Annotated in this window: 23 protein-coding genes and 1 tRNA gene; 5 read left to right on the forward strand and 19 right to left on the reverse strand. The window is 63.8% G+C overall.

Annotated elements, in window-relative coordinates; translation table 11 throughout:
* Positions 1 to 64: 64 nt before the first annotated feature.
* The 3 genes from G4223_RS08285 (at position 65) to G4223_RS08295 (ending at position 4,451) form a co-directional block, all read left to right on the forward strand.
* Complete coding sequence (locus G4223_RS08285; RefSeq protein ID WP_163677711.1) at positions 65 to 2,011, forward strand: methyl-accepting chemotaxis protein; 1,947 nt, start codon at positions 65 to 67, stop codon at positions 2,009 to 2,011.
* 197 nt (positions 2,012 to 2,208) lie between these two features.
* Positions 2,209 to 3,942 carry a nif-specific transcriptional activator NifA gene (gene nifA / locus G4223_RS08290; RefSeq protein ID WP_163677714.1) on the forward strand — a complete coding sequence of 578 codons (1,734 nt, stop codon included), beginning with the start codon at positions 2,209 to 2,211 and terminating at the stop codon, positions 3,940 to 3,942.
* Positions 3,943 to 4,043: 101 nt separating this feature from the next.
* Positions 4,044 to 4,451, forward strand: a complete 408-nt coding sequence (locus G4223_RS08295) for a bacteriohemerythrin (protein WP_163677717.1) — start codon at positions 4,044 to 4,046, stop codon at positions 4,449 to 4,451.
* A 24-nt stretch (positions 4,452 to 4,475) separates the two neighbouring features.
* Here the strand turns inward: G4223_RS08295 and G4223_RS08300 are convergent, their stop codons facing one another.
* From G4223_RS08300 to G4223_RS08385, 18 genes are all read right to left on the reverse strand, one after another.
* Positions 4,476 to 6,071, reverse strand: a complete 1,596-nt coding sequence (locus tag G4223_RS08300; protein ID WP_163678233.1) for a ribonuclease J — start codon at positions 6,069 to 6,071, stop codon at positions 4,476 to 4,478.
* Between the two features lie 77 nt (positions 6,072 to 6,148).
* Entirely contained in the window at positions 6,149 to 6,925 is a 777-nt protein-coding gene (locus G4223_RS08305; RefSeq protein ID WP_163677720.1) for a type III pantothenate kinase, read from the reverse strand.
* Positions 6,926 to 6,930: 5 nt separating this feature from the next.
* Positions 6,931 to 7,722 carry a biotin--[acetyl-CoA-carboxylase] ligase gene (locus G4223_RS08310; protein WP_163677723.1) on the reverse strand — a complete coding sequence of 264 codons (792 nt, stop codon included), beginning with the start codon at positions 7,720 to 7,722 and terminating at the stop codon, positions 6,931 to 6,933.
* Positions 7,719 to 9,176 carry an NADH-quinone oxidoreductase subunit NuoN gene (nuoN, locus tag G4223_RS08315; protein ID WP_163677726.1) on the reverse strand — a complete coding sequence of 486 codons (1,458 nt, stop codon included), beginning with the start codon at positions 9,174 to 9,176 and terminating at the stop codon, positions 7,719 to 7,721. The genes G4223_RS08310 and nuoN overlap by 4 nt, the downstream gene beginning before the upstream one ends.
* Positions 9,177 to 9,188: 12 nt before the next feature.
* Positions 9,189 to 10,703, reverse strand: coding sequence for an NADH-quinone oxidoreductase subunit M (locus tag G4223_RS08320; protein WP_163677729.1), 1,515 nt, complete (start codon positions 10,701 to 10,703; stop codon positions 9,189 to 9,191).
* A gap of 15 nt (positions 10,704 to 10,718) precedes the next feature.
* Positions 10,719 to 12,644: an NADH-quinone oxidoreductase subunit L gene (gene nuoL, locus G4223_RS08325; RefSeq protein WP_163677732.1), complete on the reverse strand. Its 1,926-nt coding sequence runs from the start codon at positions 12,642 to 12,644 to the stop codon at positions 10,719 to 10,721.
* Positions 12,645 to 12,650: 6 nt separating this feature from the next.
* Entirely contained in the window at positions 12,651 to 12,962 is a 312-nt protein-coding gene (nuoK, locus tag G4223_RS08330; protein WP_163677735.1) for an NADH-quinone oxidoreductase subunit NuoK, read from the reverse strand.
* Positions 12,962 to 13,573: an NADH-quinone oxidoreductase subunit J gene (locus tag G4223_RS08335; RefSeq protein ID WP_163677738.1), complete on the reverse strand. Its 612-nt coding sequence runs from the start codon at positions 13,571 to 13,573 to the stop codon at positions 12,962 to 12,964. The genes nuoK and G4223_RS08335 overlap by 1 nt, the downstream gene beginning before the upstream one ends.
* Positions 13,574 to 13,586: 13 nt before the next feature.
* Positions 13,587 to 14,075, reverse strand: coding sequence for an NADH-quinone oxidoreductase subunit NuoI (nuoI, locus tag G4223_RS08340; RefSeq protein WP_163677741.1), 489 nt, complete (start codon positions 14,073 to 14,075; stop codon positions 13,587 to 13,589).
* Between the two features lie 10 nt (positions 14,076 to 14,085).
* Entirely contained in the window at positions 14,086 to 15,114 is a 1,029-nt protein-coding gene (gene nuoH / locus G4223_RS08345; RefSeq protein WP_163677744.1) for an NADH-quinone oxidoreductase subunit NuoH, read from the reverse strand.
* Entirely contained in the window at positions 15,107 to 17,182 is a 2,076-nt protein-coding gene (nuoG, locus tag G4223_RS08350; RefSeq protein WP_163677747.1) for an NADH-quinone oxidoreductase subunit NuoG, read from the reverse strand. Before nuoG ends, nuoH begins: the two co-directional genes overlap by 8 nt.
* Positions 17,183 to 17,198: 16 nt before the next feature.
* Positions 17,199 to 18,476, reverse strand: a complete 1,278-nt coding sequence (gene nuoF / locus G4223_RS08355; RefSeq protein WP_163677750.1) for an NADH-quinone oxidoreductase subunit NuoF — start codon at positions 18,474 to 18,476, stop codon at positions 17,199 to 17,201.
* Positions 18,476 to 19,108, reverse strand: a complete 633-nt coding sequence (nuoE, locus tag G4223_RS08360; RefSeq protein ID WP_163677753.1) for an NADH-quinone oxidoreductase subunit NuoE — start codon at positions 19,106 to 19,108, stop codon at positions 18,476 to 18,478. The genes nuoF and nuoE overlap by 1 nt, the downstream gene beginning before the upstream one ends.
* Positions 19,105 to 20,283 (reverse strand): NADH-quinone oxidoreductase subunit D, encoded by a 1,179-nt coding sequence (locus G4223_RS08365; protein WP_163677755.1) that lies wholly within the window; start codon positions 20,281 to 20,283, stop codon positions 19,105 to 19,107. The genes nuoE and G4223_RS08365 overlap by 4 nt, the downstream gene beginning before the upstream one ends.
* 1 nt (position 20,284) lies before the next feature.
* Positions 20,285 to 20,893, reverse strand: a complete 609-nt coding sequence (locus G4223_RS08370) for an NADH-quinone oxidoreductase subunit C (protein WP_163677759.1) — start codon at positions 20,891 to 20,893, stop codon at positions 20,285 to 20,287.
* Between the two features lie 24 nt (positions 20,894 to 20,917).
* Complete coding sequence (locus tag G4223_RS08375; RefSeq protein WP_205762439.1) at positions 20,918 to 21,478, reverse strand: NuoB/complex I 20 kDa subunit family protein; 561 nt, start codon at positions 21,476 to 21,478, stop codon at positions 20,918 to 20,920.
* Positions 21,469 to 21,834, reverse strand: coding sequence for an NADH-quinone oxidoreductase subunit A (locus G4223_RS08380; RefSeq protein ID WP_163677765.1), 366 nt, complete (start codon positions 21,832 to 21,834; stop codon positions 21,469 to 21,471). Before G4223_RS08380 ends, G4223_RS08375 begins: the two co-directional genes overlap by 10 nt.
* Positions 21,835 to 22,066: 232 nt before the next feature.
* Positions 22,067 to 22,143: transfer RNA gene (locus G4223_RS08385), tRNA-Asp, on the reverse strand.
* A 441-nt stretch (positions 22,144 to 22,584) separates the two neighbouring features.
* Between G4223_RS08385 and G4223_RS08390 the strand changes: the two genes are divergently transcribed.
* Entirely contained in the window at positions 22,585 to 22,755 is a 171-nt protein-coding gene (locus G4223_RS08390) for a hypothetical protein (RefSeq protein WP_163677768.1), read from the forward strand.
* 36 nt (positions 22,756 to 22,791) lie between these two features.
* Positions 22,792 to 23,178: an Rrf2 family transcriptional regulator gene (locus G4223_RS08395; protein ID WP_163677771.1), complete on the forward strand. Its 387-nt coding sequence runs from the start codon at positions 22,792 to 22,794 to the stop codon at positions 23,176 to 23,178.
* 42 nt (positions 23,179 to 23,220) lie between these two features.
* Here the strand turns inward: G4223_RS08395 and G4223_RS08400 are convergent, their stop codons facing one another.
* Entirely contained in the window at positions 23,221 to 24,096 is an 876-nt protein-coding gene (locus tag G4223_RS08400; protein ID WP_163677774.1) for a radical SAM protein, read from the reverse strand.
* Between the last annotated feature and the right edge of the window lie 9 nt (positions 24,097 to 24,105).

Raw genomic sequence — 24,105 nt, forward strand, 5'->3', positions numbered from 1 at the left:
CTGATCGGCGGAAACGCCGTCCTCTTCGGGGGAGCGACGGCGTGAACGGGGGACGCCCTGACTGATGAGCAAACGACATAGCATCCTCGGGAAGGTGGTGGCCGGTGTGGTCGCCACCGGCCTGTTGGTGTCCGGTGCGGTGGTCGCCCTGCAATTGCATTTGCGCGACAAGGCCCGGACGGCGGAACTGCAACGCCTGACCGAAATCAGCGAAATGGCCGTGTCCGACCTGGTCGAGCGGTCGCTGGCGGTGCTGAACCTCAGTTGGCGCGGCCCGCTTGGCCCCGACAGCCCGGCGGTGACCGCCGTGTTGGATCGCGGCCTTTCCGGCGAGGCGTTGAACACCGTCTTACGCGCCACCTTCACCGAATGGAACAAGACCACCGGCAATTTGTTGGCCGGGTTGACATTGTGCGACCGCGAGATGAAGCCGGTGACCGCCTTGCGCGGTGCCGGCAGCGACACCCCAGACCCGCGCGCCTGCGACGCGGCCGGGGTCCGGGCATCCCTGGCCCGCAACGCCGCCGACGCCACCACACAACCGGCCTTTGGATTCGTCGCCACGCCGACCGGCGGAGTTTTCCGCAGCTACCTTCACGTTCAACGGTTGGATATGTCCACCTTCGAGAACGTGGTCGCGCTGACGGTGGCGGTGGATTTCAACGTCGAACCGTTCCTGGCGCGGCTGTCCAGCATGCATCACGGCGACGACGTCACGATCACGGCGGGGAAACTGGACGACGCCCAGGTGGGATTGGTCGGCGGCGACCTGCATCTTGGCCTGCCGCTGGCCACGATCGACGGACAGCCGCCGGCCCACATGGCGATCGTCGCCGACCATTCCGCCGCCCTGGCCGAGGAACGGCGCGACGTCATGACCCAAGCCGCGCTGATGCTGGGATTGATGGCGGCGTTCGGCGTTGGCGGCATGCTGTTGCTGCACCGCTTCGTGCTGGAGCCGATTCGTCAGACCGCCACCGTCGCCGCCCACCTGCGCGAGGCGGCCCAGGATGGCCGCAAGGTTCCCTTCACCACCCGCGAGGACGAAATCGGCGATTTGGCACGCTCGCTGGCCCGCGCCATCGAGGACGAGCGGACCATCGCCCAGTTGGCGGAACGTCAGGAACAGGAAAACGCCGCCCGCGTCGCCAAACGCGCCGAGCGCCAGCGCCAATTCAATGCCGAGTTCCATTCCTCGCTGGGAACGGCCATAGAAGAGTTGTTGCGCCTGGGCGACGCCCTGCAAAAGGCGTCGGAAGTATGCGAAAGCGAGGCCCGGTCCTCGGACGAACGCATCCGCACGGCCGTCGCCGAGGTCCAGGACATCGTCGATGGCATCACCGCCGTAGCCGGCACCGTCGCCAACATGGCCGAAAGCGCCCGCGGCATCGAGACCGAGGCGGCCCGCTCGGTCAAACTGGCCGAAGAGGCGGTCGAACGCGCCGGCCACTCCGCCGGCCGCATCACTGAACTGAGCGACGCCGCCACCCGCATCGACGACATCGCCCGCATGATCGCCGCCATCGCCGCCAAGACCAACCTGCTGGCGCTCAACGCCACCATCGAAGCGGCCCGCGCCGGCGAGGCCGGCAAGGGTTTCGCCGTGGTCGCCAACGAGGTCAAGGGACTGGCCGCCCAGACCGCCGACGCCACCGCCGAAGTCGAAGAGAACGTGGCACATATCCGGTCCCTGGTGGGAACCACGGAAACAGCCATCCACGACGTGGCCGCAACCGTCGGCGAATTGCGCTCGGCCGTCAGCGCGGTCAACGAGACCGCCCGCACCCAGGGACAAACCGCCGCCTCGATGGAAACCATGGTCGGCCAAGTCGCCGCCCATGCCGAGGAAGTGGGAAGCCATGTGCGTTCCACCGGCAATTCAGCGGCCATCATCATCGGCCGCGCCGACGACGTGGTCGCGGCCAGCGAACAGATCAACACCCTTGGCCGCGAGTTGGACAGCCGTTCGAGCGCTTTCGTCAAGGAAATGGAACACGCCCTGTCGCAATAGCGACGATTATTCATCCCAGGGGCGTTTTTCACACCCGACAATAGCTCAAAAATAAGGCAAGTCGAAAAAATAGGCAAACCCACCCACCAAGGCAGTAGCGCCCCCTGGGTCTGTGCTCTATGTATAGAGCATAAGAACCGACGGCTGAGGGGGAGGATGGCCGGGAACCGGGGCACAGGGCCACGGAGGGTACTGACATGAGGCGGGACGAAACACGCATGCTTCGCGACGCGGGACCGGATAGCGCGCTGCCGTTGATCGGCATTTATGAAATCAGCAAGGTGCTGGGCTCGACCCTGGATCTGGAACAGGCCCTGCACGACGTTCTCAACATTCTTTCCTCCTATCTGCACATGCGCCATGGCGCGGTGGTTCTGGTTCAGCCGGAAACCGAGCGGCTGGAAATCGCCGCCGTCGCCGGCATGTCACTGAAACTGGCGCGCTCGGGCGACCTGCATTACCCCATGGAAGCGGTGTCCAAGGTGGTCCAGACCGGCATTCCCATGCTGGTCCCCGACACCAACGACGAACCGTTGCTGGCCCGTTACCTGGAGCAAAGCGACGGTCTCGACGACGAGACGGTGTCGTTCTTCTGCGTTCCCATCAAGACCACTGGCAAGCCGTTGGGCGCCTTGTCCGTCGAACGCAGTTGGGAAGACGGGGCGCGCCACGTCTTCGAACACGACCTGCGCTTCCTGACCATGGTCGCCACCCTGGTCGGGCAGACCGTCAGCCTTCACCACAAGGTGGCCGCCGACCGGTCGCGGCTGATGGAACACAACGCCCGCCTGCAAAAGCAGATGGAAGAGATCAAGCCGGCGGTGCCGGTCCAGGGGCTCGAGGACATCGTCGGCAATTCCGAAGCCATGTCGCGGGTGTTCAGCCATGTGCAACAGGCGGCGCCGACCAAGGCGACCATCCTGTTGCGCGGCGAAAGCGGCACCGGCAAGGAAATGATCGCCCGCGCCGTCCACGTTCTCAGCCCCCGCGCCCGCAAGGCCTTCATCAAGGTCAACTGCGCAGCCTTGGCCGAAAGCGTTCTCGAATCCGAATTGTTCGGCCACGAAAAGGGCGCGTTCACCGGCGCGGTGAGCGAACGCAAGGGCCGTTTCGAATTGGCCAACGGCGGCACCTTGTTCCTGGACGAGATTGGTGAAATTTCCTCTTCCTTCCAGGCCAAGCTGTTGCGCGTGCTGCAAGAGGGCGAGTTCGAACGGGTTGGCGGTGGCCGCACCATCAAGGTTGACGTGCGCCTGGTGGCCGCCACCAACCGCAACCTGGAAGAAGCGGTGGCAAAGGGCGAGTTCCGCGCCGACCTTTATTACCGGCTGAACGTGGTGCCGATTTTCCTGCCGCCGCTCCGCGAACGCTCCGGCGACATTCCGCTGTTGTCCATGTATTTCCTCAAGCGTTTCAACGACGAGAACGGCCGTCAGATGACCTTCTCGGAACCGGCTTTGCTGGCGCTGCAACGGTGCTACTTCCCCGGCAACGTGCGCGAACTGGAAAACTGCGTCACCCGTTCCGCCACCATGTGCAAGAACGCGGTGATCACCGAGATGGATTTGTCGTGCAAGCGCGACACCTGTCTGTCGTCGGTGCTGTGGAACACCAACCGGCCGGCCGTTCCCGCCGGCCACCCCGCCGCCGTGCCGCCGGCAGCGACACCGTTCACGCCGCCGCCCGTGGCCTCGGTCGCACCGCAGCCCGCACCGGCGGCCGTTCCCCCAATCCCCCCCGCCACTGTCGCCGAAGACGACAATGCCGAGCTTGAACCGTTGTCCGGCGACCTGTCCGAACGCGACCGGCTGATCCAGGCCATGGAACGGTGCGGCTGGGTTCAGGCCAAGGCGGCCCGGCTGTTGGGGCTGACGCCGCGACAGATCGGCTACGCCCTCAAAAAACACGGTATCGAATTGCAGCACCTGTAGCCGGTATGCCTGGGTTGCGCGGGTTTTCCAGAAGGAAAACTTGCAAACAGGCATGCCCGGCGCCTAATACCCTAAGAAACCTGTGACAATAGAGTGCACCAATGCCCTTCATCCAATGGAGTCCCTCCTTCAGCGTCGGGAACGCCGTATTGGATGCCGACCATCGCAAGCTGATCGACATTCTGAACCAGATTTACGACGCCTGGACCGAACACAATACGTCGGTTGAGTTGCTGGAGAAGTTGTTCGACCAGTTGATGGACTATACCGACGGCCATTTCGCCCGCGAGGAATCCAAGCTGGCCGACCGTGAATATTCTGACCTTGGCCGCCATCACGCCGCCCACGAGCGGCTGCGCGAGTTGGTCCACGCCTTTCGCGGCCGCCACATCGCCGGACAAAAGGCCGACGCCCTGACCGAGGACATGGCCAAGTTCCTGAAATCCTGGCTGATCGAGCATATCCTGGAAGAGGACATGCAATACCGGTCCTTGTTCACCGGAAAATGACGAAGGGGGCTTTCGCCCCCTTTTTCACACCCGAACCAGATGCACCGTGGTCACCGGCTTGTGGCCCAACATGTCCTTGAGCGTTCGCCGCACCGCCCGCCGCACTGCTTCTTGTGCCACATCGTCGTCCTGACGGGCCGCCAGCGGCAAATCCTCGAAGGCGTCGCGCGCCGCCTCGACCACCGCGTCGTGTTCGTCGGAGAAATGCTCGGCGTCCAGCAAGCCCAGCGCCGTCACCAGCGGGTCTGTCACCAGCTTGCCCTTGCGATCCGCTACCACCGTACACACCGCCGAGCCGTTGAACACCATGCGGCGGCGATCGCGCAGGATTTCCGAATCAAGCCGGATCAGACGCGGCCCGTCCTGGGCCAACCGTCCGGTCGGCACATGGTCGACCACCTCGGGTCCCTCTGGGGACAGGCGCACCATGGCGCCGTCCTCGATGGTCACCGTGCGGTCGATCCCCAGCGACTGGGCCAGGGCCGCGTGCTCGCGCACATGGCGGGCCTCTCCGTGCACCGGCACCACCATCTTGGGCCGCACCAGCTTCAGAAAGGTTTCCAGTTCCTCGCGCCCCGGATGGCCCGAGACATGGATGAACTCGTCACGGTCGGTGATCACCTCGCACCCCAGCCGCACCAAGGCGTTCTGGACCTTGAAGATGGCCTTTTCGTTGCCGGGAATGACGCGGGACGAAAACAGCACGGTGTCGCCCTTGCCCAACTTGACGAAGGGGTGATCGTTGGCGGCGATGCGGGACAGGGCGGCACGCGGCTCGCCCTGGCTGCCGGTGCAGACATAGACGATCTTGTCGGCCGGCACATGTTGGGCGTCGTGTTCGGTCAGGAACGGCGCGATGTCCTTGAGATAGCCGGTTTCCCGCGCCGCACGCTCAAGCCGCCACAGGCTGCGTCCAACCAACGCCACCGAACGGCCGTTGGCTTCGGCGGCCAGGGCGATGCTTTCGACACGAGCGACGTTGGTGGCGAAACAGCCGATGGCGATCCGCCCCGGATAACGGCCCAGCAACTCGATCAGATTGGCCCGCACCTCGGCTTCCGAACCGGAATGGCCTTTGGTGAAAACGTTGGTGGAATCGCCCACCACCGCCAGGACACCTTCGTTGCCGACGCAGCGCAATGTTTCAAGGTCGGCGGGACCGGACAGCAAGGGATCGGGGTCCAGCTTCCAGTCGCCGGTATGCACCACCGTCCCGGCCGGGGTGCGGATGACCAAAGAAGTTGGTTCGGGAATGGAATGGGTCATGTGCACCGATTCGACGTTGAACGGTCCAACGTCGAATCGCGACCCGGCCGGCATCACATGCACCGGCACCACGCTTTGCAACCCCACCTCGCGCAACTTGTCGCGAAGCAGAGCGGCGGCGAACGGCGTCGCATAGACCGGACAGCGCAGCCGCGGCCACAGGTACTGCACGGCGCCCAGATGGTCTTCGTGGGCATGGGTCAGCACCAACCCCACCAGATTGTCGGCGCGTTCCTCGATCCAGGCGGGATCGGGCATCACCACGTCGATCATGGGCATGGAATCGTCGCCGAAGGTGACACCCAGATCCACCATCAGCCACTTTCCCCCGAACCCGTAAAGGTTCAGGTTCATGCCGATTTCACCGCTGCCGCCCAGCGGCACGAAATACAACTCACCCGCACCAGACGGGTTGATTTTCTTACTCACGCTCAGTCCTTCCGCGCGTTGCGCCGGTGAATCTCGAGCAAGCCCCGAAGGGTCAGGTCGGGATCAAGTTTGTCGATCACCTTGGTCGCCTCGGCGAACAACGGGGCAAGCCCACCGGTGGCGACCACCAGCATGGGCGAGCCATATTCTTCCTGGATGCGCTTCACCAGCCCTTCGATCAGGCCGACATAGCCCCAAAAGATGCCCGATTGCATGGCCGGCACCGTGGCCTTGCCGATCACCGTACGCGGCCGGCCGATGGCGACGCGCGGCAATTTGGCGGCGGCCATGTGCAATGCCTCGAGCGACAGGTTGATGCCAGGGGAAATGGCGCCGCCACAATAATTGCCCTCGGCGTCGATTACGTCGAAAGTGGTGGCGGTGCCAAAATCGATGACGATCATCGGCCCCGGATAGCACCCATGGGCGGCCACCGCGTTGACCAGACGATCGGCGCCCACTTCCTCGGGACGGTCCAGCAAAACGTTGATGCCAAGATTCACGCCCTCGCTGCCCACCACCACCGGATCGCAGCCGAAATACCGCCGGCACAGGGTCTTCAGGCTGAACACCATGGCCGGCACCACGGAAGCGATGATGGCCGATTGGATGTCCTCGCGCCGCATCCCCTCGATGGTCAGCAATTGCATCAGCCATACGCCCAATTCGTCGGCGGTACGGTCGGTATCGGTGGACGCACGCCATTCACCACGCACCCGGTCACCGTCGAACACGGCGAAGACGATGTTGGTGTTGCCAGCGTCAATGGCAAGAAGCATGGCTGTCAGTCTCCTTGTCCGAGAGGGGCGGATGGAAGGGGGCGGCCCGAACCCTCGGGGAAATACACGTCTCCGGCCAGGATACGGCGAAGACCCTGGGTCGGCTGATCCAAAAGCAGAGCGCCCTCGGCGTCAAGTCCGGCGAACAGTCCAGTCAGGGTTTCGTCTTGCAAGCGCACCACCACCGGTTCCCCCAGGCCGCGTGCGCGATGCAGCCAGGCTTCGCGGATGGGAACGAAACCGTCACGCCGCCATTCGCCGACCAAAGGGCCGAAGCCATGGGTGAACGCCGCCAGGACATCAAGGTCGGAGCCATCGAAGCCGAACTCCGCCAGGGACGCCACCGGATACAGCAATTCGCCGGGCGGCGGCGCCGCGACCACGTCGACGCCGATGCCGACGATCAGCCAGTCGCATCCCACGGGTTCAAGCAGCATGCCGCAGCACTTGCGCCCGTTGGCCAACACGTCGTTGGGCCATTTGCAGGTGAAATGCGCCCCCGGTGCCAGCGCATGGAAGGCATCGACCAACGCCACCGACGCGGCAAAGCCAAGCTGGGCGGCGCGGCCCAAATCACCGTCGATGCGAACCAGAACCGAACAATGCAGATTGCCGGACGGGCTGAGCCATGGACGGGCGCGGCGCCCCCTGCCCTGGCTTTGTTCGATGGCCGACACCACAAGAAGATCGGCGGCCGCCCCGGAAAGGGCCAGCCGCCGCGCTTCGTCGTTGGTGCTGTCGACGCGGTCCAGACGGATCAGACTGAACGGCGCCGACAGTCCGTTTTCGGTCCTCACCCGGCCGCCGCCGGGAACAACACCAGGGCCGCCGCCTTGGCGCTGTTGATCAGCGGAGCGGGAACGAAGGTGAAGACCAGCACCACCAGGGTCGAGACCACCATGACCAGCGACAGCGCCGAGCTGCCGGCGCGGTCGAAGGCCTCTCCCGCTTCGTCGAAGTACATCACCTTGACGATGCGGATATAGTAGAACGCGCTCACCACGCTGGTCAGCATGCCGACGATGGCCAGGGTATAGAGGCCGGCGTTGACCGCCGCCATGAACACGTAGAACTTGCCCCAGAAGCCGGCCATGGGCGGAATGCCCGCCATGGAGAACATCAGGGCGGCCATCACCGCCGCCATGGCCGGGTTGGTCTTGGAAAGACCGGCCAGATCGTCGATGCCTTCCACCAAGCGGCCCTTGGAGCGCATGCACAGGATCACCGCGAAGGTGCCGACGTTCATGAACAGATAGATCGCCAGATAGATCAGCATGCCCTGGACGCCATCGGCGGAACCCGCCGCCAGACCGACCAGGATGAAGCCCACATGGCCGATGGACGAATAGGCCATCAGACGCTTGATGTTGGTCTGGACGATGGCGGCGAAGGCGCCGACGAACATGGACAACAGCGACACCGCGACGATCACCTGACGCCACTGGTCGATGAGGTCGGCGAAGGGACCCATCAGCACGCGGATCAACAGGATCAGCGCTGCGATCTTGGGCGCCACCGCGAAGAACGAGGTCACCGGGGTCGGCGCGCCTTCGTACACGTCCGGCGTCCACATGTGGAACGGCACCGCCGAAATCTTGAAGCACAGGCCCGCCATGATGAACACCAGACCGGCGATGAAGCCCAGATGGGGATGCGCGCCGTGCTCGCCGAAGATCTTGACCAGGCTGTCGAACGAGGTGGTGCCCGAGAAACCGTAGACCAGCGAGGCGCCATAGAGCAGCAGACCCGAGGCCATGGAGCCGAGCACGAAGTACTTGAGGCCGGCTTCGGTGGCGCGCGCGCTGTCGCGGTGATAGGCAGCCAGCACGTAAAGCGCCAGCGACTGCAACTCAAGACCCAGATAGAGCGCGATGAAGTCGTTGGCCGACACCATCATCATCATGCCGATGGTGGCGAACAGGATCAGCACCGGGTACTCGAAACGGCCCAGCTTCTCGCGGTCCAGGTACTGAAGGCTCATGGCCGCGGTCAGCGCCGAGGCCGCCAGGATCAGCACCTTGGCGAAGGCGGTGAAGCCGTCGGACAGGAACATGCCGCCGAAGGCGGTGTGGGGCTCTCCGCCGGTGGCCACCACCAGCAGTGCCGCCACCGCCATCACGGCGATGGCCAGGCCCGAGATGCCGCGTGTGGCATCCTCCTTCTTGAAGACGCCCAACATCAACAGGGCGACGGTCGCCACGACGGCGAAGATTTCCGGAAGGACCGGGAAAAGGTCCAAGGTCTCGGTCATGTCCAGTCCCCCTTATCGAGCAGCGACGGAGACGCCGTGGGCGGCAGCCTTCGCCAGCTCGAAATTGTCGATCAGCTTGGCCACCGAGGCGTGCATCGGCTCAAGGAAGGTGTTGGGATAAACACCCATCCAGATCACGACGACGATCAGCGGCACGAACATCGCCACCTCGCGCGGGCTCATATCCAAGATGTCCTTGAGATCCTCGCGGGTCAGCTTGCCGAACATGACGCGGCGATAGAGATAGAGCGCGTAGCACGCCCCCAGGACCATACCGCTGGCGGCGAACAGCGCCACCCAGGTGTTCATCTGGAACACCCCCAGCAGCACCAGGAACTCGCCGACGAAGCCGCCGGTTCCGGGCAGGCCGACCGAGGCCATGGTCATGAACATGAACACCAGCGCGTATTTCGGCATGCGGGTGGCAAGGCCGCCGTAACGGGCGATCTCACGCGTATGCATGCGGTCGTAGACCACGCCGACGCAAAGGAACAGCGCGCCCGACACCACGCCGTGCGACAGCATCTGGTAGATGGCGCCCTCGACGCCCTGGGTGGTCATGGCGAAGGTGCCGATGGTGACGTAACCCATGTGCGCGACAGAGGAATAGGCGATCAGCTTCTTCATGTCCTCCTGAACCAGCGCCACCAGCGAGGTGTAAACCACGGCGACGATGGACAGGGTGAACACCAGCGGAGTGAAGAACTCGCTGGCCAGCGGGAACATCGGCACCGAGAAGCGCAGCAGGCCGTAACCGCCCATCTTCAGCAGCACGCCAGCCAGGATCACCGAGCCCGCCGTCGGCGCCTCGACGTGGGCGTCGGGCAACCAGGTGTGCACCGGCCACATGGGCACCTTGACCGCGAAGGAGGCGAAGAACGCCAGCCACAGCCACAGTTGCATGCTCTGCGGGAAGGTGTGGGCCATCAGCGTCGGGATGTCGGTGGTGTGCGCCTGATAGTACATCGCCAGCATGGCGACCAGCATCAGCACCGAACCCGCCAGGGTGTAGAGGAAGAACTTGAAGGCGGCGTAGACGCGGCGCTGGCCGCCCCACACGCCGATGATGATGAACATGGGGATCAGCACGCCTTCGAAGAAGACGTAGAACAACACCATGTCGGTGGCGCAGAACATGCCGACCATCAAGGTCTCGAGGACCAGGAAGGCGACCATGTACTCCTTCACCCGCTTCTCCACCGCGCCGATGGTCGACAGGATGCAGATGGGGGTCAGGAAGGTCGACAGCAGCACGAACCACAGCGAGATGCCGTCCACGCCCATCGAATACGAGATGGCCGTGCCGGGCAGCCACACCGCCGTTTCCTTCAGCTGGAACTCAGCCGAAGCGCCGTCGAAATTAGCCAGGATGAACAGCGACACCACGAAGGTCGCCAGCGAGGTGAGCAACGCCACGTTGCGGGCGTTGCGCGCCACCACCTGGGCTTCGCCGCGGATCGCCAGGATGAACAACGCGCCTACCAGCGGCAGGAACGTCGTCAGCGAGAGCAGAGGCCAGTCGGTCATTTCTATCCCCAGGCTTTAGCGCGCGTTGAACATGTACCAGGTCACGAACACCGCCACGCCGATCAACATCGCGAACGCGTAGTGGTAGAGGTAACCGGACTGGAACTTGCCGACCTTCCTGGCGATCACGCCGGTCGCGGCGGCCACGCCGTCGGGACCGACGCCGTCGATCAGCGCCCCGTCACCGCCCTGCCACAGGCCACGGCCGATACGGAAGGCCGGACGGACGAACAGGAAGTCGTAGAGCTCATCGAAGTACCACTTGTTCAACAAGAAGCGGTACAGGCCGTTGAAGGTGTTGGCCAGCGCGCCCGGAATGGACGGCACGAACATGTAGAGCACGTAGGCCAGGAAGATACCCGCCACGCCGACCACGGTCGGAGCCAGCGCCACCCACTCTTCCACATGGTGGGCGTGCTCGATGGTCTGATGCAGGTCCTTGATGGCGTCGCGCCAGAAATGTTCCTGGGCGTGGCCGACGAACATGTCGTAACCCAGCCAACCGCCGAACACCGCGCCGGCGGCCAGCACGAACAACGGCAGGATCATCACCGCCGGGCTTTCGTGCACATGCGCCATCACATGTTCGTCGGCGCGCGGCTTGCCGTGGAAGGTCAGGATCAGCAGACGCCAGGAATAGAAGGCGGTCAGGAAGGCGGCGCCGATACCCATCCAGTAGGCCAGTTGGCCGACCAGGGAGTGCGAGGCGAAGGCGGCCTCCAGGATCATGTCCTTGGAGTAGTAGCCGGCGAAGAACGGGATGCCGGCCAGGGCCAGCGAGCCGATCCACATCAGCACCCAGGTCACCTTCACGTGCTTCCAGATGCCGCCCATGCGGCGGATATCCTGTTCGTCGCTCATGGCGTGGATCACCGAGCCGGCACCGAGGAACAGCAACGCCTTGAAGAAGGCGTGGGTCATCAGGTGGAACACGGCGGCCTGATAGGCCGACACGCCGATGGCGAAGAACATGTAGCCCAACTGCGAACAGGTGGAATACGCGATCACCCGCTTGATGTCGTTCTGGACGCAGCCGACGGTGGCGGCGAAGAACGCGGTGGCGGCACCGACCAGGGTCACCACGGTCAGCGCGGTGTCCGAATACTCGAACAGCGGGCTCATGCGGGCGACCATGAAGACGCCGGCGGTCACCATGGTGGCTGCGTGGATCAGCGCCGACACCGGGGTCGGTCCTTCCATGGCGTCGGGCAGCCAGGTGTGCAGGCCGAGCTGGGCCGACTTGCCCATGGCGCCGACGAACAGCAGCAGGCAGCAGATGGTGATGGCGTTGGCTTCCAGGCCGAAGAAGGTCACCGTGGCGGCGGCCTTGTCCGGGGCGGCGGCGAAGATGGCGTCGAACGACACGCTGTCGAACAGGAAGAACACGCCGAAGATGCCGAGCGCGAAACCGAAGTCGCCGACGCGGTTGACCACGAAGGCCTTGATGGCGGCGGCCGAGGCCGACGGCTTCTCGAACCAGAAGCCGATCAGCAGGTAGGACGCCAGACCCACGCCTTCCCAACCGAAGAACAACTGGATCAGATTGTCGGCGGTCACCAGCATCAGCATGGCGAAGGTGAACAGCGACAGGTACGACATGAAGCGCGGAATGGCCGGGTCGTGGCTCATGTAGCCCACGGAATAGACGTGGACCATGAACGAAACCCAGGTCACCACGATCAGCATGACCGCGGTCAGCGTGTCGAACTTCAACGCCCACGACACGTCCAGGCTGCCCGACTGAATCCAGTGCAGCAGCGTGATGGTCACGGCGTTGCCGTCGATGGCGACGTCCTTGAAGATCAGGGCCGAACAGGCGGCCGAGATGCCCAACAACGTGCAGGTGACAAGCTGCGCCCCGCGGTCACCGATGAAGCGGCCGAAAAAGCCGGCAACGATCGAGCCCAGCAGCGGCAGGAAAACGGCGGCGACAAATTGCATCGCTGATTACCCCTTGAGCTGGCTGATTTCCTCGACCGCGATGGTGCCGCGGTTGCGGAAGAAGACGACGACGATGGCCAGACCGATGGCCGCCTCAGCGGCGGCGACGGTCAGGATGAACATGGCGAACACCTGTCCCACCAGATCGTTCAGGTAGGAGGAGAACGCCACCATGTTGAGGTTCACCGCCAACAGCATCAGCTCGACGCTCATCATGATGATGATGACGTTCTTGCGGTTCAGGAAGATGCCGAACACGCCCAGCGTGAACAGCATGGCGGCGACGGTCAGATAATGGGCGAGACCGATCTCGAACATCAGATGCCTCCCCCAGTGGGAACCTTGACGATTTCGACGCTGTTCTTGGCGGTGCGCGCGACCTGATCGGCGATCACCTGCTTGCGGACACCTTCGCGGCGGCGCAGCGTCAGCAGGATGGTGCCCACCATGGCCACCAGCAGCACCAGACCCGAGGCCTGGAACAGATAGGCGTAGGTGGTGTAGAGCAGCCGGCCCAGGGCCTCGGTATTGGAGACCTCGGCCACCGGCGGCATGGGCGAACGCACCAGCGCCTCGACGTCGGGGGCGAAGGCCCAGCCGCCGAACAAGGTGGCCAGTTCGACCAGCAGCACCAGACCGACCACCGCGCCGGTGGGCAGGTACTGCAAGAAGCCCTCGCGCAGCTTGAGGAAGTTGATGTCGAGCATCATCACCACGAACAGGAACAGCACCGCCACCGCGCCGACGTAAACCACCACCAGAACCATGGCGAGGAATTCGGCGCCGAGCAGCAGGAACAGCCCGGCCGCGTTGAAGAAGCACAAGATGAGGAACAGCACGGAATTGACCGGGTTGCGGGCGGAGATCACCATCACCGCGCTACCCACGGTCAAAGCCGCGAACATGTAGAAAATAAGAGCCGCGATCATGCCGTCCCCCTGATCACCGGTAAGGCGCGTCGGTGGCGGCGCGGAGGGCCAGTTCGGCCTCCCAGCGGTCGCCGTTAGCGAGCAGTTTGGCCTTGTTGTACATCAACTCGGCGCGGGTCTCGGTGGCGAACTCGAAGTTCGGCCCCTCGACGATGGCGTCGACCGGGCATGCCTCCTGGCACAGGCCGCAATAGATGCACTTGGTCATGTCGATGTCGTAGCGCCGGGCCCGGCGGGAACCATCGTCGCGGGGTTCCGCCTCGATGGTGATGGCCTGGGCCGGACACACCGCCTCGCACAGCTTGCAGGCGATGCAGCGTTCCTCGCCGTTGGCATAACGGCGCAACGCGTGCTCGCCGCGGAAGCGGGTCGACAGCGGCCCCTTTTCATAGGGGTAGTTGATGGTCACCGGAGACTTGAACATGTAGCGCAGCGTCATGGCCAAGCCCTGCACGAGCTCTACCAGCAGGAACGCCCGCGCGGTGCGGTCGATGAAAGCCATCTCTTACTCCTTAACCCTGACCCGGCAGCCAACCGAACGCGACCAGCACGCCCGAGGTCAGCACCAGCCACAGCAGCGAGAACGGCAGGAATATCTTCCAGCCCAAGCGCATCAGTTGGTCATAGCGATAGCGCGGGAAGGTGGCGCGCACCCACAGGAAGATGAACAGGATGGCGCAGATCTTGAGCGCGAACCAGATCACCCCCGGAATGGGCAGCCATTCCAGCCCCGGCACCGCCAGCCAGCCGCCCAGGAACAGCACCACGCAGATGCCGCTCATCAGGATCATGTTGGCGTACTCACCGAGGAAGAACAGGGCGAAGGTCATCGCCGAGTATTCCACGTTGTAGCCGGCCACCAGTTCCGATTCCGACTCGGGCAAGTCGAACGGCGCGCGGTTGGTTTCCGCCAGGATCGACACCACGTAGATGATGAACATCGGGAAGTGCGGAATGACGTACCAGATGGTTTCCTTCTGCCTGAGCACGATGTCCGACAGGTTCAGCGAGCCGGCGCTGATCAGCACCGAGATCATCACCAGACCCATGGAAACTTCGTACGACACCATCTGCGCCGCCGAACGCAGGCCGCCCAGGAAGGCGTATTTCGAGTTGGAGGCCCAGCCCGACATGATGATGCCGTAGACGCCCAACGACGAGATGGCGAACAGATACAGCACGCCGACATTGATGTCGGCCAGCACCCAACCTTCATCGAACGGAATGACCGCCCAGGCGATCAACGCCAGGATGAAGGTCAGCATCGGCGCGACCAGGAACACCACCTTGTTGGCGCCGGTCGGCAGGATGGTTTCCTTGAGGAACAGCTTGGCGCCGTCGGCCAGCGGTTGCAGCAGGCCCAGGGGGCCGACCACGTTCGGGCCCTTGCGCAGTTGGATGGCGCCGATGACCTTGCGCTCGGCATAGGTCAGATAGGCGACCGCCACCAAGAGCGGCAGGACGATGGCGAGAATCTGGAGGACGATGACGACCAGACGCCAGATCTCGGCGGGCAGCAGCCCAGAGAGCAGATCAACCATGGGTCCCCGTCTTCTTTTGGTTGCAGCCACAGCCTTCGCCGAACGCGGCCGTGCATTCCGCCATGGTCTTGGAGGCGCGGCTGATCGGGTCGGTCATGTAGTAGTTGTCGATGGCGGAAGCCAGCGGCTTGTCCGAGAGCGGACCTTCGGAACCGAAAGCCGAACCCCAGGCGGCCGAGGCCAGAACGTTCTGGGTGGCGAACACGGCGTTCACCGCCGCCATGCGCGCCCGCACCTGGGCGGGCGTGTCATAGGGCAACGCCTGACCCAGCACGTCGGACAGGGCACGCACCACGCGCCAGTCTTCCTTGGCCTCGCCCGGCGGGAAGATCGCCAGTTGGGTCCGCTGGACGCGACCTTCGGTGTTGACGAAGGTCGCCGACTTCTCGGTATAGGCGGCACCCGGCAACACCACGTCGGCACGCTGGGCACCGGAATCGCCATGAGACCCGAGATAGACCACGAAGGCGTTGCCCAAGCCCTGGGTGTCGATCTCGTCGGCACCCAACAGGAACACGGCCGAGATGTCACCCGAGGCGGCGCCGGCAACGATGCCGGCGACGTCGCGACCGCCCTGCCCCGGCACGAAACCAAGGTCAAGGCCGCCGACACGGGCGGCGGCGGTGTGCAGCACGTTGAAACCGTTCCAGCCTTCCGCCACCACGCCGGCGGCGTCGGCGATCTTCTTGGCCAGGGCCAGGATCGCGGCGCCGTCATCGCGGGAAAGCGCCCCCTGACCAAGGATGATGGCCGGCTTCTTGGCCGCCTTCAGTACTTCGAGGAAGGGATGCTTGCCGCTGGCGATGTCGGCCAGAACGGCGGCGCTGTCGCCCAGCCATTCGTGCTTGAAGGTCAGGTCGGCCTTGGGGCCGACAACCGCCGCCTTGAATCCGCCCTCAAGGTAACGCTTGCGGATGCGGGCGTTGAGGACCGGAGCTTCCTTGCGCGGGTTCGAACCGATCACCAGCAGCGCGTCGGCATCCTCGATGCCGGCGATGGTGCTGTTGAACAGGTACGAGGCGCGGACGGAAGCATCCAGCTTGGCGCCGTCCTGGCGGCAGTCGATATTGGCCGAGCCGAGAGCGGCCAGCAGATCCTTGACCGCCACCATGGTCTCGCAATCGGTCTGGTCACCGGCGATGGCGGCGATCTTGGAACCGGGCAGGCCCTTCAGCCTGTCGGCGATGGCGGCGAATGCCTCGCCCCAGCTGGCGGGAACCAGCTTGCCATCCTTGCGGACATAGGGACGGTCCAGGCGCTGACGCTTGAGGCCGTCCACGGCGAAGCGCGAACGGTCACCCAGCCATTCCTCGTTGATGTCGTCGTTGACGCGCGGAAGGATGCGCACCACCTCGTTGCCGCGCGTATCGACGCGGATGGCGGCGCCAAGCGCGTCCATGGCGTCAACGCTTTCGGTCTTCTTCAGTTCCCACGCACGGTAGGTGTAGGCCGCCGGCTTGTTGGTCAGCGCCCCCACCGGGCACAGGTCGATCAGGTTGCCCGACAGCTCCGAGGACAGCGCGGCGTCCACGTATTTGGAGATTTCCATGTGCTCGCCGCGATGCAGACCGCCGAGGACCGGGGTGCCGGCGATCTCGGTGATGAAGCGGACGCAGCGGGTGCACTGGATGCAGCGGGTCATCCAGGTCTGGACCAGCGGGCCATAGGTCTTGTCCTCGACCGCCCGCTTTTCCTCCTGGTAGCGACCGCGGTCGCCGCCATAGGTCATGGCCTGATCCTGAAGATCACACTCGCCGCCCTGGTCGCAGATCGGGCAATCCAGGGGATGGTTGATCAGCAGGAATTCCATGACACCCTGGCGCGCCTTGCGCACCTTGGCGTTGTTGGTGTGGACCACCATGCCCTCGCCCACCGGCTGAGAGCAGGACGACACCATTTTCGGCATCTTTTCCACTTCGACCAGGCACATGCGGCAATTGCCGGCGACGGCCAAGCGTTCGTGATAGCAAAAACGCGGAATCTCGATCCCGAGTTCCTCGGCGGCCTGGAGGATGGTTACCCCGGCCTCGACTTCGATCTCGCGTCCGTCGATGGTCAGTTTGGGCATTTGGCGTCTTCTCTCCTCAGGCCGCGCTCTGGGACCGTCCCGCGATCTTCTTCTCGACCTCGGAGCGGAAGTTGCGGATCAGACCCTGGATCGGCCACGCCGCGGCGTCGCCAAGGGCGCAAATGGTATGGCCTTCCACCTGACGGGTGACCTGTTCCAGAAGCTCGACCTCTTCCATCGAGGATTCGCCCCGGACCAGCTTTTCCATCAGGCGCCACATCCAGCCGGTGCCTTCGCGGCAAGGCGTGCATTGACCACAGGATTCGTGCTTGTAGAAGCGCGACAGCCGGGCGATGGCGCGGACGATGTCGGTGGACTTGTCCATCACGATCACCGCCGCCGTACCCAGACCCGAGCGCACGTCACGCAGGCTGTCGAAATCCATCAGCACTTCGTCGCAGATCGACTTGGGCAGCGCCGGCACCGACGAACCGCCGGGAATGACGGCCAACAGGTTGTCCCAGCCGCCACGCACGCCGCCGGCATGCTTTTCCAAGAGTTCCTTGAGCGGAATGCCCATTTCCTCTTCGACGTTGCACGGCTTGTTCACATGGCCCGAGATGCAGAACAGCTTGGTGCCCGAGTTCTTCGGCCGGCCCAGACCGGTAAACCACGACGCCGAACGGCGCATGATGGTCGGCACCACGGCGATGGATTCGACGTTGTTCACCGTTGTCGGGCAACCGTACAGACCGACACCGGCCGGGAACGGCGGCTTCAGGCGCGGCTGGCCCTTCTTGCCTTCAAGGCTTTCGATCAGCGCCGATTCCTCGCCGCAGACGTAGGCGCCGGCGCCGCGATGGACATAGAGATCGAAATCCCATCCCGAACCACAGGCGTTCTTGCCGATCAGCCCGGCGTCATAGGCTTGGTCGATGGCGGCCTGAAGGTGCTCGGCCTCGCGCACGAACTCGCCGCGGATGTAGATGTAGGAGGCGTGCGCGCCGATGGCGAAAGAGGCGATCAGCGCGCCCTCGACCAGCTTGTGCGGGTCGAAACGCATGATCTCGCGGTCCTTGCAGGTACCGGGCTCGCCTTCGTCGGCGTTGATCACCAGATAATGCGGGCGCACGCCCTCGGTCTTGGGCATGAAGGACCACTTCATGCCGGTGCCGAAACCGGCGCCGCCACGGCCGCGCAGGCCGGAATTCTTGACTTCCTCGATGATGGCGTCGCGGCCACGTTCAAGGATGGCCTTGGTGTTGTCCCAGTCGCCGCGTGCCTGGGCGCCCTTGAGGCCCCAGTCGTGCAGACCGTACAGGTTGGTGAAGATACGATCCTGGTCGCGCAGCATCAGGCCTTCTCCCCCTTGGAGTTCGAAGCGCCTAACGGCGCGGGCACGAAGGTGAGCTCGGTGAGCGTGGTCGGGCCACCCTCGGGGGCCGAGAACTGACGGCCGTTCTGAGGACCGGTCTTGGGCGTCTCGCCGCGCTTGAGCGCTTCGAGCACCGCCTGGGTGGTCTCGGGGGTCAGATCCTCGTAATAGTCGTCGTTGACCTGCATCATGGGGGCGTTGGTGCACGCCCCCAGGCATTCCACCTCGGACAAGGTGAACAGGCCGTCGGCCGAGGTCTCGCCCCATTCGACGCCCAGCACCTGCTTGGCGGTTTCGGCGACACCGTCGCAGCCGCGCAGCAGACAGCAGATGTTGGTGCACACCTGGACGTGGAACTTACCCACGGGCTTCTGGTTGTACATGGTGTAGAAGGTCACCACCTCCTGCACCCGGATGGGGGCCATGTCCAACATCTCGGCGACATATTCCATCACCGCCTGGCTGGTCCAGCCGACCTGGCGCTGAGCCAGGTCCAACAGCGGCATCACCGCCGATTGCTGCTTTCCCGCCGGGTACTTGGCGATGATCTTCTTCGCCTTTTCCAGGTTTTCGGGGGTGAAGGCGAAGCTTTGCATTTCGTCGTTGCTCATCGGTCGATCTCGCCGAAAACGATGTCGATGGAGCCGATATTGGCCACCACGTCGGCCAGCATGTGTCCCTTGGACATCATGTCCAGCGCCTGAAGATGGACGTAACCCGGCGGACGGATCTTACAGCGGTACGGCTTGTTGGTGCCGTCCGAGACCAGATAGACCGCGAACTCGCCCTTGGGCGCCTCGACCGCGGCGTAAACCTCGCCGGCCGGCACGTGGAAGCCCTCGGAGAACAGCTTGAAGTGATGAATCAGCGCTTCCATCGAGCGCTTCATCTCGGCGCGCGGCGGCGGCGTGACCTTGCGGTTCTCGGCGCGCACCGGACCTTCCGGCATCTCCTTGACGCACTGCTTCATGATCTTGATGGATTCGCGCATCTCGACCACACGGATCAGGTAGCGATCATAGCAATCGCCATGCTTGCCGATGGGGATGTCGAAATCCATGCGGTCGTAGACGTCGTAGGGCTGGCTCTTGCGCAGGTCCCAGGCGATGCCCGAGGCGCGCAGGTTGGGACCGGTGAAGCCCCAGTCCAGCGCCTGTTCGGCGTTGACCGTGCCGATGTCGACCGTCCGCTGCTTGAAGATACGGTTCTCGGTCACCAAGGTCTCGATGTCGTCGAGCACTTTGGGGAAAGTCTCGCACCACGCGGCGATGTCTTCCAGCAGGCCCGGAGGCAGGTCCATGGCGACGCCGCCGACGCGGAAGTAATTGGCATGCAGACGAGCGCCGCAAGCGCGCTCGTAGAACTCCATCAATTTCTCGCGTTCCTCGAAGCCCCACAGCATGGGCGTCATGCCGCCGACGTCGAAGACGAAGGCGCAGACGTTGAGCAGGTGGTTGAGGATGCGGCTGATCTCGGCATAAAGCGTGCGGACGTACTGACCGCGTAGCGGCACCTCGACGCCCAGCAGCCGTTCCGCCGCCAGCACGTAGGGGTGTTCCTGGGCCATGGTGCCGACATAGTCGAGACGGTCGAAATAGGGAATCGACTGCTGATAGGCCTTATGCTCGATCAACTTCTCGGTGCCGCGGTGCAACAGGCCGATATGCGGATCGGCGCGTTCGACCACCTCGCCCGACATCTCGAGGATCAGACGCAACACGCCGTGCGCGGCCGGGTGCTGCGGACCAAAGTTGATGTTGTAGCTCTTGATCTGGGATTCGGCCATGTCAGCGGCTCCCTTCCGCCTTCTCGTCACCCGGCAGCGGCCCTTGGCCCTCCCACGGCGACAGGAAGTCGAAGTTGCGGAAATCCTGGGTCAGCTTGACCGGTTCGTAGACGCAGCGCTTCTGCTCTTCGTCGTAACGCACTTCCACGTACCCGGTGAGCGGGAAGTCCTTGCGCAGCGGATGCCCCTCGAAACCATAATCGGTCAGGATGCGGCGCAGGTCGGGATGGTCCGAGAACATCACCCCGTACATGTCCCAGGTCTCGCGCTCGAACCAGCCGGCGGCGCTGAACACCCCGGTAATGGACGGCACGGCGGTATCCTCGTCGGTGTGCACTTTGACGCGGACGCGCTGGTTGTGCTTCATCGACAGCAAATGATAGACGACGTCGAACCGCAGTTCGCGGGCGGGATAATCCACGCCGCAGACGTCAACCACCTGCTTGAACAGGCACGTGGTGTCGTCGCGGAGGAAACTCATCACCTTCACGATCGAGGCGGTTCGCACGAGAATGGTCAACTCGCCCACGCGGTTGACCTCGGTCTCGAGAACGTCGTTCGGCAGGGCGGCGGCGATGTAGTCGCCCAAATCCTTCAGCGCTTGCGTCATGGTGGTCGGCCGTCCCTGATGTCACTAACGAAGGATGGTGCCGGTACGGCGAATCTTCTTCTGCAACTGCAAGATGCCGTACAGAAGAGCCTCGGCGGTCGGCGGGCAACCGGGAACGTAGACGTCCACCGGAACGATGCGATCACAACCACGCACCACGGAATAGGAATAGTGGTAGTAGCCACCGCCGTTGGCGCACGACCCCATGGACAGCACGTAGCGCGGCTCGGCCATTTGGTCGTACACGCGGCGCAGCGCCGGGGCCATCTTGTTGGTCAGCGTGCCAGCGACGATCATCAGGTCCGACTGGCGCGGGCTGGGACGGAAGACGACGCCGAAGCGGTCCATATCGTAGCGCGAACAGCCGGCATGCATCATTTCCACGGCACAGCAGGCCAGACCGAAGGTCATCGGCCACATGGAGCCGGTGCGGGCCCAGTTGACCAGCTTGTCGACGCTGGCCAGCACGAACCCTTTGTCCTGAAGCTGGTCGGTGACCATCTGCATCACGCCGTCTTGCGCCGCGCCAGAAGGCAGCGGCGCCGCATGCGTGGGCGTCACCAGTCCGGAATTGGTCACTCCCATTCCAAGGCTCCCTTTCGCCATTCGTAGATGAAGCCGATGGTCAGCACGCCCAAGAACACCATCATCGACCAGAAGCCGAACAGGCCGATCTTGCCAAGCGCCACCGCCCACGGAAACAGGAAGGCGACCTCGAGGTCGAAGATGATGAACAGAATGGCGACCAGATAGAACCGCACGTCGAACTTCGAGCGCGCGTCACCGAACGCCTCGAAACCGCACTCGTAAGCCGAGTTCTTCTCGGGGTCCGGCTTCTGGTGGCCGACCAGCCACGACGCGCCGACGCACACGGCGGCGACGGCGATGGCGATACCGAGGAAAATCAGGATCGGCAGATATTCGAGCAGCCAAGCTTCCATCGTTCCTGCCCTAAGTGTTTCAGGTCCGACACGGGAAACTTTCCTCCGGCACTTGCTTCCGCCTTGCCCTGACCTACATGACCCGCACGCCGAGCGACGGACCGAACGAAGGATTTCAGGGGATGACGAAGGGCGAAACCGGCGGAAATCCTCCCTGTAAGACACAAGCCTCAAACCACGGCGAACCGACACCCCGACCACCCCAACCAAGGGACGGACGGAAGTGGCGGCATGGCGGGAGTGACGGGGCTCGAACCCGCGACCTCCGGCGTGACAGGCCGGCGCTCTAACCGACTGAGCTACACCCCCTCCGCGGCCACCCGCGTGGGTAGGCGTGGTGTAATCCAGGGGGGCTAGGCTGTCAAGCGGACAAGCCCGTGCCAGCCGTATTTTTGCCACAACCCGCCGGAATTCCGCCTTCGTCGAACAGGGATATTACAGCCATACAGAGCGTCGGCATGCCCACCCGCCCTATCGGAACGGGTAGGTCATGAAAATATCGGAAACCATTTGTCTTGCCGAATCCGGCATCCTTACTGGCGCTAAGGTACAGGAAACCTTCAAAATAGCCCCGGCAAAAACACTAGATCATTCGAATATTCCGTATCACGTCCCATCAAGTGGTGTAGCCGCGTTCGCCTGGGGATGAGGACGCAGGGCGTGGTGCGCCCGGAGGCATGTCATCCCCAGGCAGGCCCGCGCGTGTCGCGGGTGGTCATCATCGATATTCGGTAGGGTTTGGTTGCGAACTTGATACGCCTGTTGCGCATCGGCCAGATGGCGGAAGTGGATTCCGGCCTGTTGCTGGATCGCTGGGAAGAATATTCACCGCAGCAGATGATCCAGGTGCAGCTTATCCTGAGCAAGTTGTGGCGCAAGGCGGTCGACGACGTGGTCGCGCAGACCCCGCTTTCAGGATAGAATCGGGTCCGCCCCCGACATGAAGGAGAAGCCCGGATGCAGCTGCACAAGGCGACACGGTGCGCGGTGTTCGCCCTGGCGGAGCTGGCGGCCGAACCGCGCCGGGCGGTTTCCGCCGGCCAGATCGCCGGCAAATACGGATTGTCCCTCAACCATCTGGCCAAGGTGCTGACCGAACTGGCACGGTCGGGTCTGGTCGAGGCGGCACGCGGCGCCGGCGGCGGCTACCGTTTCGTCGGCGACGCCCATCGCACCACGCTTTTGGAAGTGGCGGCGCTGTTCGAACCGGTGGACACCCCGCCTTCGACACTGGGCAAGGAGGCCCAGGCGGTCAACCGGTTGTTGGACAGTCTGGAGGAACGGGCCCGCGCGCCGTTTCTGGCCATGACCCTGGAAGAGATGTTGCGGCTGGCCGGACGCTGAGCGTCCCAACCGGCCAACGGTTTCGTCAAAAGTTGGCCGCCATCACAGCCCCCGCAGCCATTCCGGCCGCAGGCCGCGCCCGCCGTTGCGCGCCAGTTCGATCTGGGCCAGCACCTTGTCGCGATCCTTGGGCAGCGTCCCGGCCAGCGGCAAGGCGTTGCTGGCGTGGTTCGAGCGAAAGATCACCGGACGCGGCGGATCAAGACGCTCCACCAGCCGGGCCAGTTCCTCAAGCACGCCGGCATCGTCCTGCCAGACGAAAGGTTCGCCGAAACGCTCGAAAAAGCGCGGCGCCACCTCTTCCTCGAGCCCCAGTTGCAAGGTCGAGAGATAGGTCACCGGCACCCGGTTCAACAGGTCGGCGGTGGCATCGACATGCTCCTGCCAATGGGTCTTGCCGCCCAGGCCGGTGATCACCGTGGCCGACACCTTGAGCCCGGCCTCGGCGGCATGGGCCAATCCTTGCGCCATCACCTTCGACGTGCCCTTGGCGATCTTCTTCAAGATCAGGTCGGACCCGCTTTCGATGCCCACATAGACCAAGGACAGCCTGGCAGCCTTGAGGGATTGGATCTCGTCCACGCTTTTCTTCAACAGGTTGAATGGCGTGGCATAGGCCGACACCCGGGTCAGGGCGGGGAAGCATTGCTGAAGCTTGCCGCAGATAGCCAGCAACGCTTCGGTCGGCAGACCATAGGCGTCGCCATCGGCCAGGAAAACGCGGCTGGCCTGGGGCCAGACACGGGCCGCCTGTTCGATGTCGGCGAACACCGCCGCCAGCGGCCGTTCCTGGTATTCCTTGACCTTGTACATGGAACAGAAGGTGCAGCCGTTGAAGCCACAGCCCAACGTCGCCTGGATGATCAAATTGTCGCCTTCCGACGGCGGGCGCCACAGCGGGAAATCGTAAGCCAGCATGACGAACAG

The organism is Magnetospirillum aberrantis SpK (assembly GCF_011022235.1).
In the GTDB taxonomy this organism is placed as follows: Bacteria; Pseudomonadota; Alphaproteobacteria; order Rhodospirillales; family Magnetospirillaceae; genus Magnetospirillum; species Magnetospirillum aberrantis.

What these genes read in the sequence shown, in the direction of transcription:
- G4223_RS08285 (WP_163677711.1), top strand. Translation starts at nt 65, where the DNA reads ATGAGCAAACGACATAGCATCCTCGGGAAGGTGGTGGCCGGTGTGGTC.
- nifA (WP_163677714.1), top strand. Translation starts at nt 2,209, where the DNA reads ATGAGGCGGGACGAAACACGCATGCTTCGCGACGCGGGACCGGATAGC.
- G4223_RS08295 (WP_163677717.1), top strand. Translation starts at nt 4,044, where the DNA reads ATGCCCTTCATCCAATGGAGTCCCTCCTTCAGCGTCGGGAACGCCGTA.
- G4223_RS08300 (WP_163678233.1), bottom strand. Translation starts at nt 6,071, where the DNA reads ATGAACCTGAACCTTTACGGGTTCGGGGGAAAGTGGCTGATGGTGGAT.
- G4223_RS08305 (WP_163677720.1), bottom strand. Translation starts at nt 6,925, where the DNA reads ATGCTTCTTGCCATTGACGCTGGCAACACCAACATCGTCTTCGCCGTG.
- nuoN (WP_163677726.1), bottom strand. Translation starts at nt 9,176, where the DNA reads ATGACCGAGACCTTGGACCTTTTCCCGGTCCTTCCGGAAATCTTCGCC.
- G4223_RS08320 (WP_163677729.1), bottom strand. Translation starts at nt 10,703, where the DNA reads ATGACCGACTGGCCTCTGCTCTCGCTGACGACGTTCCTGCCGCTGGTA.
- nuoL (WP_163677732.1), bottom strand. Translation starts at nt 12,644, where the DNA reads ATGCAATTTGTCGCCGCCGTTTTCCTGCCGCTGCTGGGCTCGATCGTT.
- nuoK (WP_163677735.1), bottom strand. Translation starts at nt 12,962, where the DNA reads ATGTTCGAGATCGGTCTCGCCCATTATCTGACCGTCGCCGCCATGCTG.
- G4223_RS08335 (WP_163677738.1), bottom strand. Translation starts at nt 13,573, where the DNA reads ATGATCGCGGCTCTTATTTTCTACATGTTCGCGGCTTTGACCGTGGGT.
- nuoI (WP_163677741.1), bottom strand. Translation starts at nt 14,075, where the DNA reads ATGGCTTTCATCGACCGCACCGCGCGGGCGTTCCTGCTGGTAGAGCTC.
- nuoH (WP_163677744.1), bottom strand. Translation starts at nt 15,114, where the DNA reads ATGGTTGATCTGCTCTCTGGGCTGCTGCCCGCCGAGATCTGGCGTCTG.
- nuoG (WP_163677747.1), bottom strand. Translation starts at nt 17,182, where the DNA reads ATGCCCAAACTGACCATCGACGGACGCGAGATCGAAGTCGAGGCCGGG.
- nuoF (WP_163677750.1), bottom strand. Translation starts at nt 18,476, where the DNA reads ATGCTGCGCGACCAGGATCGTATCTTCACCAACCTGTACGGTCTGCAC.
- nuoE (WP_163677753.1), bottom strand. Translation starts at nt 19,108, where the DNA reads ATGAGCAACGACGAAATGCAAAGCTTCGCCTTCACCCCCGAAAACCTG.
- G4223_RS08365 (WP_163677755.1), bottom strand. Translation starts at nt 20,283, where the DNA reads ATGGCCGAATCCCAGATCAAGAGCTACAACATCAACTTTGGTCCGCAG.
- G4223_RS08370 (WP_163677759.1), bottom strand. Translation starts at nt 20,893, where the DNA reads ATGACGCAAGCGCTGAAGGATTTGGGCGACTACATCGCCGCCGCCCTG.
- G4223_RS08375 (WP_205762439.1), bottom strand. Translation starts at nt 21,478, where the DNA reads ATGGGAGTGACCAATTCCGGACTGGTGACGCCCACGCATGCGGCGCCG.
- G4223_RS08380 (WP_163677765.1), bottom strand. Translation starts at nt 21,834, where the DNA reads ATGGAAGCTTGGCTGCTCGAATATCTGCCGATCCTGATTTTCCTCGGT.
- G4223_RS08395 (WP_163677771.1), top strand. Translation starts at nt 22,792, where the DNA reads ATGCAGCTGCACAAGGCGACACGGTGCGCGGTGTTCGCCCTGGCGGAG.
- G4223_RS08400 (WP_163677774.1), bottom strand. Translation starts at nt 24,096, where the DNA reads ATGCTGGCTTACGATTTCCCGCTGTGGCGCCCGCCGTCGGAAGGCGAC.